Origin of the sequence: Lysinibacillus sp. FSL K6-0057 (assembly GCF_038630885.1) — a bacterium.
In the GTDB taxonomy this organism is placed as follows: domain Bacteria; phylum Bacillota; class Bacilli; order Bacillales_A; family Planococcaceae; genus Lysinibacillus; species Lysinibacillus fusiformis_F.
Genome location: NZ_CP152047.1, coordinates 3,485,374 through 3,498,163, shown reverse-complemented (window position 1 = coordinate 3,498,163; position 12,790 = coordinate 3,485,374). Strand labels below are relative to the sequence as shown.

Genomic DNA, 12,790 nt, shown 5'->3' with positions numbered 1-12,790 from the left:
AAACATTGAACATATGATACGTAGAGAGGAAGGGAGGAAAAAATTGCGTATTCATATTGTTCAAAAGGGAGACACATTGTGGAAGATTGCGAAAGAGTACGGCATTTCGTTTGAAGATTTGAAGCGGCTCAATGTCCATCTTGCCAACCCAGATTATATTGTTCCAGGCATGGAAATTATACTGCCTGAAAAAATAAACAAAGAGCCGCATAGAGATTCGCATAAAGAAATGCCGAAAAAGGAAACACAAGTGCATAAGGAGACACCGAAGGAAAGTCCTAAAAAAGAGGTACAGCGACCGATGCCGCCACCACCGCCGGTTGTATCGCCGCCACCAGCTCCTATGCCAATGCCAGAACCACAAATGATTCCGATACCAATACCGATGCCAATGCCAATGCAGATGCCACAACAACCGATGTGGGTACCACAGCCTGTGGAAATGAATTGGCACCAACAATTGGTGATGCCACAAATGGAGCAAACTGTTACAATACCACCTGTGCAAATACAGCCACCGCCAGCACCTACACCGCAACCACCACCTGTAGCTAAACCGAAGCCAATGCCAATGCCACAACCAGCACCACATCCACCAATGCATATCATGCCACAAATGCCTGCCGTGCCACATTGTTCAAGTTGCCATCAGCCAATCTATCATCAAATGTGGTGGCCGATGCCAATGCAGCCGCAGGTGGAGCATTATACGATGCCACAGCAGCCAATGTCCTGTGACATGCCAGATCATAAAGTGGGTGGGATGGAAGACTTTTTAGAGTCCACGTCACCATTCTTCCATACACAAAATCACCAAATGCAGCCACAAATGGATATGATGCCTGATATGAATATGGGGCAGCCCTGTGGTTGTGGTACACAACCAATGATGATGCCTGATATGAACATGGGTCATTCCTGTGGCTGTAATACACAACCAATGATGATGCCTAATTGGCAAATGGACCCTTGTCATTGTCCGCCACCCCCATGCCCGACACATTGTCCACCACCGTGCCCATCAGCAGCAGGACCATGGATGTCACCGCACTATTTCCCAGGCGGGATGACGCCTTATCGATGGTGAAAAAGCGTATATTGTAGAAGAGGTAAAGCCAAACATTTGGAAATATAAGTATCAATCGAATAATTATTTTGTCAAACGTGCAAAGCAAGTAGAAATTGCGGAGAAGGTAAGAACCATTCATCGCCAGTTAGGACGTATGGACCCTTCTTTGATCTTGCCATTAGTTCAGAGCGATGATGAGCAGTTAATTGTGCAAATGTGGCAAGAAGGAAGCCATGGTGCTAACTTTGCGCATAAAAAAGATCGTAAGGAATCTCTTAGATTATTAATAGCTTTACATGACACACATAAAAAAATTGCTTGGCAGCGCGTGCCAGGCTTGCATACCTACTCACAGCTTTTAAAATGGCAAATGCGTCATATGCGTTTTAAAAGTAGAAGAAATGAGCTTCGAACATTTTTAACGAAAGAAGAAATCGATCAAATACTGCATTATAGTGATAAATCATTACAATTGATTGCATTAGAAGATGCACCTGAAAAAGAGATTACGCTATTACACGGGGATGTAGTCCATCATAATTTCTTATGGTGCTCTGATGGACAATTGCGATTAATTGATTTTGATTTAGCGCACCTTGGTGAAGCGGATGACGAGTATATTTTATGGTTACATCGTGTGTTGCCTGCTGTAGATTATGATCTTGGAAAGATTTTTGCAGAGTTACCTGAGCTGAAACGTCTGGATAAAAGAAAGCTTCATCGTTTGAAATATCCGAATGAGTTATTACGAGAATGGCTTTTTGCTATAGATTTACCACTAGAGCAACAGCTAGTATTTTTAGATTATTTAGTGCCATTTACAAAACGAGCTCTCACCTATTGGCCAAAACTGTGGTACGATATTGATAGATTTGTCAAGAAATGACCGTCATTTGGCGGTCATTTTTGTCTGCGAACGGCGTTTTTGACGCTACTTTTTGTCGAGCATTCGTTCGCTATATGCTATAATCGAAGACGATGATTGTGAGGGATTATAGATGTATGATTATTTAAAAGGACAAATTACTCGTATTACACCTGAATTTATTGTGCTAGAACAACAAGGGATTGGCTGGCAACTCAATACGCCCAATCCATTTGCTTTTCGAACTTCTGCCCTTGAACAACAGATATATGTTCATTTGCATGTACGAGAAGATGCACAAGTTTTATATGGTTTCCCTAATCTAGATCAGCGTGAGTTATTCCGTAAGCTTATTTTAGTGTCGGGAATAGGGCCAAAGGGAGCACTAGCTATTTTAGCTACGGGCAATCCACAACAGGTTATTAGTGCAATCGAACGGGAGGACGAAACATTTTTAGTGAAGTTCCCTGGAGTCGGAAAAAAAACAGCACGTCAAATGATCCTCGACTTGAAGGGTAAGCTAGGCTCATTATTAGATACATTGGAGTTACCTAGTGCAGAAGATGAGTTACCATTGTTTGGTGTGAATCCTTATAAACATGAACTAGAAGAAGCCTTACTTGCTTTAATGGCACTTGGTTATTCTGAAAAAGAGCTCGAAAAAATTAAACCACAGCTAGAGGATAACGACAAACTGGAAACGACAGATGCCTTTATGAAACAAGCATTGCAACTACTGCTAAAATTAAAATAAGGAAAGGAGGGAAGGTGCATGTCTGAACGTATGATGGCAAGTGAAGCAGGTAGCTATGATGAGCAGTTTGAATTATCTTTACGCCCTCAAAAATTAGCGCAGTATATTGGGCAACATAAAGTAAAGGAAAACTTACAAATATTCATTGAAGCGGCAAAGCTTCGCCAAGAAAGTTTAGATCATGTGTTGTTATATGGACCTCCGGGACTTGGTAAAACGACATTAGCTGCTGTTATTGCGAATGAGATGAATGTCAATGTACGCATGACAAGTGGACCCGCGATTGAGCGTCCTGGAGATTTGGCAGCTATTTTAAGTTCACTAGAGCCTGGGGACGTTTTATTTATAGATGAAATCCATCGACTCCCCCGTGCTATTGAAGAAGTTTTATATCCAGCAATGGAAGACTTCTGTTTAGATATTGTGGTGGGGAAGGGCCCTGAAGCACGTTCTGTACGACTTGAATTACCTCCCTTTACCCTTGTAGGTGCAACAACAAGAGCTGGTGCATTATCAGCTCCTTTAAGGGATCGTTTTGGAGTGTTACTACGCTTAGAATATTACGATGATCAATCGCTTGCCGAAATTGTTGTGCGAAGTGCTCATTTGTTTGAGGTAGAAATTGAGCAAATAGCAGCAACGGAAATGGCGAGGCGCTCACGTGGAACACCTCGAATTGCCAATCGTTTATTGAAACGAGTGCGAGATTATGCACAAGTGCTTGGAGATGGTATGATAACGGAGGGTCTTGCACAGCAAGCGTTAGAGCTGTTACAAGTAGATCCTAGAGGGCTTGATCATATTGACCATAAACTTGTAACCAACATGATTGAGCGGTTCCAAGGAGGTCCAGTAGGCTTAGATACACTTGCTGCATCGATTGGTGAAGAACGAGTTACAATAGAAGATGTATACGAGCCTTATTTGATGCAAATTGGCCTTATTCAACGTACACCAAGAGGAAGAGTGGCCACACATTTAGCCTACGAACATTTTGGATATGAGTATCCCCAACAAACATAAAGAAGGAAGTTATTTTCATGCGTGTAGAAGATTTTGATTTTGAATTACCAGAGGAGCTTATTGCCCAAACGCCTTTAGTCGATCGTACAGCGAGTCGATTAATGGTCGTGACACCAGGCTCAAATAAAGTGGAGCACCACCATTTTGCTCATGTTTTAGAGGAGCTACATGCTGGAGACTGTCTTGTACTAAATGATACAAGAGTTTTACCTGCTCGCTTAATGGGTGTGAAGGAGGAAACAGGGGCACATATAGAAGTATTACTATTAAAGCAATTGGCTGGTACAGATCAGTGGGAAACACTTGTAAAACCAGCAAAGCGTGTAAAAGTAGGAACAGTCATCACATTTGGTGACGGTTTATTAACAGCTACTTGTACAGGTGAGCTTGAACATGGCGGACGTACATTTGAATTTCATTATGATGGCATCTTTTATGAAATATTAGAGCAACTTGGTGAAATGCCGTTACCTCCATATATTCGTGAAAAACTAGAGGACAAAGATCGTTATCAAACCGTTTATGCCAAAGAGCGTGGCTCGGCTGCAGCACCTACAGCAGGACTGCATTTTACAGAGGAGCTATTAGCACAAGTGAAGGCTAAAGGGGTAGAGGTTGTCTTTATTACGCTACATGTAGGTCTGGGCACTTTCCGTCCCGTTAGTGTAGATTCGATTGAGAACCATGAAATGCATGCGGAATTCTATAGTGTTACCGAACAAGCAGCAGATACGATTAATCGAGTAAAGCGTAACGGCGGCAAGGTTATAGCTGTTGGGACAACCTCTACTCGTACATTGGAGACAATTGGTTCGAAATATGAGGGAGAAGTGCGAGCAGAACAAGGTTGGACGTCTATTTTCATTTATCCAGGCTACAACTTTACGGTGGTAGATGGGTTAATCACAAACTTCCATTTACCAAAATCAACACTGGTCATGCTTGTCAGTACGCTAGCCACACGAGAGACCATTTTAAGTGCTTATCAGCAAGCTGTAGAGGAAAAATATCGCTTCTTTAGTTTTGGCGATGCTATGTTTATACGTCCAAAAAAATAATAGTGGATAAAATCGGAGTACTGTTTTTACTTCAGATAAGAGAGGATTATTTATTTTATGACACAACCAGCAATTCGATATGAACTACTTCATACATGTAAACAAACAGGAGCACGCCTTGGCATCGTGCATACACCGCATGGCTCCTTTGAAACACCAGCATTTATGCCTGTTGGCACACAAGCAACGGTTAAGACCATGTCACCAGAGGAATTAAAAGAGATGAATGCCGGCATCATCCTGTCCAATACGTACCATTTATGGCTTCGTCCAGGTAATGATATTGTTAAAGAAGCAGGCGGGCTTCATAAATTTATGAACTGGGATCGTCCAATTTTAACGGATTCAGGTGGTTTCCAAGTATTTTCACTTAGTCAATTCCGAAAAATTGAGGAGGAAGGCGTTCATTTCCGTAATCACCTCAATGGCGATAAACTATTTTTGAGCCCAGAAAAGGCGATGGAAATTCAAAATGATTTAGGCTCTGATATTATGATGGCCTTTGATGAATGTCCACCATATCCTGCAACACATGACTATATGCTGCAATCAGTCGATCGTACAACTCGTTGGGCAAAACGCTGTAAGGAAGCACATCAGCGTCCAGAGGAGCAAGGTTTATTTGGGATTATTCAAGGCGGAGAGTACGAAGATTTACGCCGCCGCTCAGCTGAAGCGTTAGTGGAACTAGATTTCCCTGGCTATGCGATTGGTGGATTATCTGTCGGTGAACCGAAAGATGTGATGAACCGCGTTTTAGAATTTACTACGCCAATGATGCCTGAAAATAAACCACGTTATTTAATGGGTGTTGGCTCACCAGATTCTTTAATTGATGGGGCCATTCGTGGGATTGATATGTTTGACTGTGTATTGCCAACACGTATTGCACGTAATGGAACACTGATGACATCTGAAGGACGTCTAGTGGTGAAAAATGCAAAATATGCACGTGACTTTGGTCCAATTGATCCTAACTGTGATTGCTATACATGTAAAAATTATTCTCGTGCCTATGTTCGTCACCTTATTCGCACGGAAGAAACGTTCGGTATTCGTTTAACATCTTATCATAATCTACACTTCCTATTGAAATTGATGGAGCAAGTACGTGAAGCAATTCGTCAAGACCGCCTTGGTGACTTCCGTGAAGAGTTCTTTGAAAAATACGGCTTTAATGGGCCAGACGCAAAAAACTTTTAAGCTAGACGGATATGATCATTCCATGCGCTAAATCAAATGAAAAAAGGACATTAGGCATCCCCTAATGTCCATAATCAATAGCAATAGTTTTGCAAATCATTCAAAACTTTGTAAAAAGTGAATATTTCTAGCAAAATATTGTCAATCATAGAAAAAATATTAGTAAATGAGAAAATTTTTAGGCTTGTCCATCGCTTTTTAATGGTGGAATAGTCTATACTAAAAAAGTGAGATTTGGAAAGGGGGCAAGATGCTATTATGGATCAATTACTAGGATTAGCACCAATATTATTAATGTTCGTTGCAATGTGGTTTATCTTAATCCGTCCTGCTAAAAAAAGACAGCAGGAAACACAAAATATGCAAACTAGTTTGCAACGTGGAGATAAAGTCATTACAATCGGTGGTTTACACGGTGTTATTGATGCAATTGAAGACTCAGCAGTGACATTAAAAATCGCTGACAATGTACGAGTAAAATTTGACCGTCAAGCAATTGGACGAATTGTCAATGACAATCAGTAACAAAGAAGAAAAGGCTTACAATAGGCAATAGCTATATTGTAAGTCTTTTTTATATAACTGATGGTTAGTGCTGTCTATGCTGCTTGCTTATATGTTTTTTCAGGTGTAGCTTTTAATTTATGAATGAAGGCTTCACCAGTATCATTGCCATTAATAGTGATTCTGCTTAACGTAAATATGGCATCGCCCTTTTTCACATGTTTATTTTGTATAACAAAGGCCATCTTAAACCCAGCTTCTTTGGCTATTTTTAAGGTGGAGAGTGAATAAATCCCATAAGGATAGCTTATAGCAATTGGCTCATAACCTAATTTTTCTTTAATTATTTTTCTTGAGCGAATAAAATCATTTCTAACTCTGTCTTCATAGGCATCCTGACTTTCTAGCTGCCCATTCACAAAACTAGGGCCGAATACAGCGCCATTTAGTTTACCGTTTTCTGAAGGTAATTTATAATGTAAATCCCAAGTATGACTCTGGATTGTAATATAATCCTTCATTTCCTTCAATTGATCCCAACTCATCTTTGCTGATTCATTTGGATAGTGATTGTTTTCGTTATTCCCTAGGATTCGGCTTGCAATCACGAAAATTTCTGCATGCATACCATATTTTTTCAATATCGGGTAAGCTTTTTCATAATTACTAAAATAGCCATCGTCAAAGGTAATTAATACAGGCTTTTGAGGTAACGGTGTTTGGCCGTTTAAGTAATCATATAATTGCTGGGCAGAAATGGCATGATACCCTTCCATTTTAAGTAATTTCATTTGATTTTCGAAGTTTTCGGGTGAAATAACTGTATTATTGTTTATATTTTCCTCTAAATGATGGTACATAAGAATAGGTATTTCCTGTTCGTGGTACCCATAAATAGAATAAGGCTTAATAAGAAAAAGAATATAAACAAAAACGAAAACAATTATTTTCCTTGTCATGTTCTCACCTTGTTTGCATGTTTATAGTGGTAAGCATCTAGCTCTTTGTTAGTGTGTACGAACAAGTAGGAACTATTCCTTGAATACTGTATAAAAAACAATAAGTAAGGTCACCTTGATAGTATGGGGGTGTGTTTCTATGGAAGAATATTACCATATTATTTTTAGAACTTGCTTTTTATATGTGTTTATCATCATCGTTTTCCGTTTAATGGGCAAACGAGAAGTAGGTGAATTATCAGTCATCGATTTGGTCGTATTTGTATTAATTGCGGAAGTGGCAGCCTTCGCCCTAGACGATTATAAAAATCCTCTCTTTAATGCGATACTACCTATCATTATTTTGCTCTTTATTCAAATATTAAGTGCCTTTTTGTCATTAAAGTTCAAAAAAATACGTGACTTAGTGGATGGTGACCCTGCTTTATTAGTAAAAAACGGTGTTATTTTAGAGAGTGAGATGAGAAAACACCGCTATAATTTAGATGATTTATGTCAGCAATTACGAGAAAACGGAATCGCATCGGTGACAGATGTAGCCTTTGCGTATTTAGAGCCTTCAGGCAATCTTTCTGTCTATAAAAAAGATGAAAAAGCCTTTGTGTACCCATTGATTATCGACGGTGATATCCAAGAAAGACATTTATTTACCATGCATAAAGATGTGGAATGGCTAATGGGTGAGCTAGCAAAAAATAATATTACTGACAGTGAAACGGTATTTTTTTGTATTTGGGAAGACAATAAGTTGCATATCCAATTAAAGGAATCCTAAACTTTCTTCGCCAATTTTTTGATGTAGCGGAAATCCGTAATACGCAACTGATTGGTAAATAATAGAAAAGTGAATAGTAAAAATAATGTGACACCACTATTTAAAATAAATGGTAGTGACAGTATTGGGATGAGGAAATACTGTACGACGCAAACGGCGATAAAGCAACTATAAGGTACGACAAACATTCTAAAGCCTGCACGCAGGTTTTTTCGTTGTCTCACTGTTGCAATATGCAAGAAGGACGTCAGTAAAACACCAAAGCCAATGGCTACAACAGCACCTTTTTCCTGGATACCTGGTTGAGAGGCAAGTACAAACATCACAAATAGTTTACCTAGCCCACCATATATGGAGTTCATCATGGCTGCTCTTGCCTCACCAATCGCCTGTAAGATGGAATGTAGAGGGCTTTGAATATAATAAAAATAAAAAATAGGTGCTAAAATTTTAACGTACCCACGATTTTCTTCTAAATGGAAAAGCTTCATGGCTAATTCATCTCCGTGCACAAAGAAATACGTAGCAGCAAAGCAACCTACTAAAGAAGATAATCTTAGGGACACCGAAATTCGTTCCTGTAGTAGCGGGATGTGCTGACGAGCGACGGCATCACTCACAGCTGGAATGAGCACAATCGATAAGGCTGTTGATACAAACGCAGGAAATAACAGTAATGGCACCAAAACACCTGAAATGACACCATATAAAATAGTGGCAGCAGATGCAGTTAAACCGGCAACAGTCAAAGCTTTTAAAAAGATAATCGGCTCTAAAAACCAAGTGAAAGAACCAAAAAGCTTACTACCTGCAGAGGGAAGGGCAATACGCAACATTGGTGATGCTGGATACCCTTCAATTTTAGTTTTTCGTGTCAGTAATTTCTTTTTCGAGACGATATAGTGCAGCCATAAATACAGGAATGCTACAACTTCAGCAAGAAGCGTAATGCCCATTGCCGCAGCAGCTGTAACAGCAGCATTATTGTAATTAGCTACATAAGGTAGCATTAAAGTAATGAAGCTAATACGTACAATTTGTTCAATCATTTGTGCCCATGCAGTCGGTGTAATTTTAGCGACACCTTGTAAATAAGCACGTAATAAGCCAGATCCAACTGATACTGGTACAGCAAAGAGTGCAATCCATAGTGTAAATGTTGTCTGTTCATTATGTAATAGCGTTGTAGAAATATATGGTATTGTTAGTGCAATGAGTGGCATAAAAATGATCATGCCAATGAATGACCAAAGAATGGCTGTACGCATGACACCAAAGATGTTCTCACGTTTATTTTTTGCTAGTAATTCAGCCACTATTTTAGCCACAGCGATAGGTAGTCCTAGTTGAATGAGTGAGATGAAGAAAATAAATGCTGGATAGACGGTCATATAAATGCCGACAGCTTCTTCACCAGCAATCCGCATAAATTGCATTCTATAAAAGAAGCCAAAAAGTTTAGATAAAAAAATCACAAACATTAAAAATAATGTACCTCGTACAAAAGAACTCATGCCATCCGTCCCTTCTCAAGCCGCAAAAATTCATTTACACTATTTGTATGCAAGCATGTCTTACGTTACGACTTTGATTGGAGATGATTCAAAATGAGTATGCAGTATGAGCAACTATTTGAAAAGATTCGTCCGGCAATTGATAGTAAGATAGCAGAGTTCCAGCATTATCAATACAATGCTATTACGGCAGAAGAACTTTGGCGCTACTGTATTGAAAAAAAATGGCGTAAAAAGAAAGTTGAACAGCTACGTTTACATGAAGTCATTTCTACCATTTTTTCGGTATCACCATCTGATATCGTCTCATTTAATCAAGTAGAGTTTTTACAAAGTAATAATTGGTTTGGAGAAGTCAATACAGAAGAGTTACAATTACTGCTTGGTCCAGTCAGAACGTAATCAATGCTGTGTCAAATTTTACAATAATTCAAAGAATCCTATATGTGTTGAATTGACACCAAGCGCAACCTGTTTCATAATAAGTGTGTTGCGCTTTTTTTATTTTGAATAAGTTCTTACTTACATAAGTCTCCTATGCTTTTATTGACATTTGGAAGACTAGTACCTAATAATACAAAGATAAACTTGCGCGTTATGAACGATTGAAATAAGTAAAGCAACCTTTTTGAAGCACAGGTAACACGATTCTAGATGCAAAGGAGGATTAAACGTTTCAAAAGGTATTGCTAGTTACTTGTTTGGCGTGTAAGGACAGCCCTTACACCAATTCGAGGAGGATTTATTGATGAAACTAAAAAGTCGTATAGTTGCATTCTTATTAATTCTAGTGCTTTTTGCAGCAGGAATTAGTACGACTGTAAACGGCGTCTTAAAGGACATCAAGCTTGGTCTTGACTTACAGGGCGGGTTTGAAGTGCTTTACGAGGTAAAAGAATTAAAAGAAGGACAAAAAATTACACCAGAAATTGTCACAGCAACATCCACTGCACTTGGTGAACGTGTAAATACGATGGGGGTTAGTGAACCGAGTATTCAGGTTGAGGACAAAAATCGTATTCGCGTGCAATTAGCTGGTGTTGAGGATCAGGAATCGGCACGTAAGTTATTGTCCACTTCTGCGAATTTAACATTCCGTGATGTTGATGATAATTTATTATTGGATGGAGACGATTTGAAAGCAAACGGTGCTAAAGGCTCTTTTGACCAACAAAATCGTCCGATTGTATCCTTAACTTTAAAAGATGCGAAAAAATTTGCTGATATAACAAGTAAAATTGCGGCGAAACCTGCAGGCCAAAATTTACTGGTTGTATGGTTAGACTTTGAAGAGGGTGTTGATTCCTATAAAGCGGAATCACAAAAAGCAAAGCCTCGCTATGCATCTGCAGCAACAGTTAGTCAAACATTAAATACAACAGATGTTATGATTAGCGGTAATTTCTCTGTTGAAGAAACTAAAAATTTAGCTGATATTTTAAATGCTGGGGCATTACCTGTAAAGCTTGATGAAATTTATTCAACTTCTGTTGGTGCTCAATTCGGTGACGCAGCATTGAAAAGCACTATTTTTGCTGGGATAGTCGGCGTAGTCATCATATTCATATTTATGCTATTCTACTATCGTTTACCAGGCTTTATTTCCATCATTACACTGGCTGTGTTCACATTCCTAGTATTGGTAGTCTTTGACTGGATTAATGCGGTATTAACGCTTCCAGGTATTGCGGCCATTGTGCTTGGTATTGGGATGGCTGTAGATGCCAATATTTTAGCGGCAGAACGTATTCGTGAAGAGCTTCGAGTAGGCTATTCTGCTAAACAAGCTTTCCAAATTGGTTCTAAACAATCTTTATCAGCCATTATCGATGCACAGTTGACAACTTTATTAGCTGCAGCAGTATTGTTTCAATGGGGAACAAGCTCTGTTAAAGGATTTGCTACAACATTAATTATTAGTATTTTATTGAGCTTCTTAACAGCAGTTTGGGGTTCACGTGTCCTATTAGGGCTACTTGTTAACAGTGGCTATTTCAATAATCCAGCATGGTATGGTATTGCAAAATCAAAACAACATAGTCTGGATGAAAATATTGGTGCATTAGATTTATCAACGAAATTTGATCGATTTGATTTTGTTCACAACCGTAAGAAATTCTATACATTCTCATTAGCCATTTTAGTGGCTGGTTTAGTAGTTATTGGTATTTTCCGTCTAAACCTAGGAATTGATTTCTCAAGCGGTACTCGTGTCCAAATTGAATCTGACCAAACATTAACGAAAGAAGAAGTATCCAAATATCTAGATAGCATTGATTTTTCATCAGAAGATATCATACTCTCCGGTGAGAAAAGTAATACAGCAGTCATTCGCTATAAAGAGGACCTTACACAAGCAGAAATTTTAGAATTTAAAAAAGTAGCTGGCGAAAAATATGGTCATGAACCAGCTGTAAGTACCGTATCGCCTACAGTTGGTAAGGAACTTGTAAAAAATGCGATTAAGGCTTTATCTCTTGCTGCAATAGGGATCATCATTTATGTGGCAATTCGCTTTGAATGGCGCATGGGTATTGGTGCAATTGTTTCATTATTGCATGATGTATTCTTAATCGTGGCTGTCTTTAGCTTCATGCGTTTAGAAGTAGATATTACGTTTATTGCGGCTGTGTTAACAATTGTTGGTTATTCCATCAATGATACGATCGTTACCTTTGACCGTATGCGTGAAAACTTAGATCGTTATGATACAATTAACGATCGTGAAGTATTGGCGAATATCGTGAATAAATCGCTACGCCAAACAATGGGACGTTCGGTTAATACAGTATTAACTGTTATTATCGTTGTAATAGCCCTATTAATTTTTGGTGCGCCATCTATTCAAAACTTCTCTATCGCGTTATTGATTGGTTTAATTACAGGTATGTATTCTTCAATCTGTATCGCAGCTCAAATCTGGTATTCATTAAAAATTCGTGAGATGAATAAATCAGATGGACAGCTACGCAAAAAAGAGAAAAAACAATGGGGTACAGACGAACCTACTGTATAATATAGTGAGCAGAGAATGGAAAACGAATGGTTTTCTATTCCCTGCTTTTT

12 protein-coding genes are annotated in these 12,790 nt (G+C 38.9%); 10 read left to right on the top strand and 2 right to left on the bottom strand.

What is annotated here, in order from left to right; all coding sequences use genetic code 11:
* Window positions 1–43: 43 nt before the first annotated feature.
* From MHB40_RS17435 to yajC, 7 genes are all read left to right on the top strand, one after another.
* Window positions 44–1,087 (top strand): LysM domain-containing protein, encoded by a 1,044-nt coding sequence (locus MHB40_RS17435; protein ID WP_342441092.1) that lies wholly within the window; start codon window positions 44–46, stop codon window positions 1,085–1,087.
* On the top strand, window positions 1,077–1,955 hold the full coding sequence (locus MHB40_RS17430) for a phosphotransferase (protein ID WP_342534797.1): 879 nt from the start codon (window positions 1,077–1,079) through the stop codon (window positions 1,953–1,955). Before MHB40_RS17435 ends, MHB40_RS17430 begins: the two co-directional genes overlap by 11 nt.
* A gap of 112 nt (window positions 1,956–2,067) precedes the next feature.
* Entirely contained in the window at window positions 2,068–2,688 is a 621-nt protein-coding gene (ruvA, locus tag MHB40_RS17425; RefSeq protein ID WP_342533067.1) for a Holliday junction branch migration protein RuvA, read from the top strand.
* 18 nt (window positions 2,689–2,706) lie between these two features.
* Window positions 2,707–3,711, top strand: coding sequence for a Holliday junction branch migration DNA helicase RuvB (ruvB, locus tag MHB40_RS17420; protein ID WP_205444644.1), 1,005 nt, complete (start codon window positions 2,707–2,709; stop codon window positions 3,709–3,711).
* 17 nt (window positions 3,712–3,728) lie between these two features.
* Window positions 3,729–4,769: a tRNA preQ1(34) S-adenosylmethionine ribosyltransferase-isomerase QueA gene (gene queA, locus MHB40_RS17415; protein ID WP_342441089.1), complete on the top strand. Its 1,041-nt coding sequence runs from the start codon at window positions 3,729–3,731 to the stop codon at window positions 4,767–4,769.
* 57 nt (window positions 4,770–4,826) lie between these two features.
* Complete coding sequence (gene tgt, locus MHB40_RS17410; RefSeq protein WP_036075815.1) at window positions 4,827–5,972, top strand: tRNA guanosine(34) transglycosylase Tgt; 1,146 nt, start codon at window positions 4,827–4,829, stop codon at window positions 5,970–5,972.
* Window positions 5,973–6,230: 258 nt separating this feature from the next.
* Window positions 6,231–6,497, top strand: a complete 267-nt coding sequence (gene yajC / locus MHB40_RS17405; protein ID WP_205444640.1) for a preprotein translocase subunit YajC — start codon at window positions 6,231–6,233, stop codon at window positions 6,495–6,497.
* Between the two features lie 74 nt (window positions 6,498–6,571).
* Here yajC and MHB40_RS17400 read toward each other — a convergent pair whose 3' ends face one another.
* The gene (locus MHB40_RS17400) at window positions 6,572–7,435 is read right to left on the bottom strand and encodes a polysaccharide deacetylase family protein (protein ID WP_342533065.1); all 864 of its coding nucleotides are present in this window, start codon (window positions 7,433–7,435) and stop codon (window positions 6,572–6,574) included.
* A gap of 139 nt (window positions 7,436–7,574) precedes the next feature.
* Here MHB40_RS17400 and MHB40_RS17395 point away from each other — a divergent pair, with 139 nt between their 5' ends.
* Window positions 7,575–8,210, top strand: a complete 636-nt coding sequence (locus MHB40_RS17395) for a DUF421 domain-containing protein (RefSeq protein ID WP_205444636.1) — start codon at window positions 7,575–7,577, stop codon at window positions 8,208–8,210.
* Here the strand turns inward: MHB40_RS17395 and MHB40_RS17390 are convergent.
* Window positions 8,207–9,724 carry an oligosaccharide flippase family protein gene (locus MHB40_RS17390; protein ID WP_205444635.1) on the bottom strand — a complete coding sequence of 506 codons (1,518 nt, stop codon included), beginning with the start codon at window positions 9,722–9,724 and terminating at the stop codon, window positions 8,207–8,209. The genes MHB40_RS17395 and MHB40_RS17390 overlap by 4 nt on opposite strands.
* A 93-nt stretch (window positions 9,725–9,817) precedes the next feature.
* Between MHB40_RS17390 and MHB40_RS17385 the strand changes: the two genes are divergently transcribed.
* Together MHB40_RS17385 and secDF are read left to right on the top strand one after the other, a co-directional pair.
* Window positions 9,818–10,126 carry a post-transcriptional regulator gene (locus MHB40_RS17385; RefSeq protein ID WP_205444633.1) on the top strand — a complete coding sequence of 103 codons (309 nt, stop codon included), beginning with the start codon at window positions 9,818–9,820 and terminating at the stop codon, window positions 10,124–10,126.
* 346 nt (window positions 10,127–10,472) lie between these two features.
* On the top strand, window positions 10,473–12,740 hold the full coding sequence (gene secDF / locus MHB40_RS17380; protein WP_342533062.1) for a protein translocase subunit SecDF: 2,268 nt from the start codon (window positions 10,473–10,475) through the stop codon (window positions 12,738–12,740).
* Window positions 12,741–12,790 lie beyond the last annotated feature (50 nt).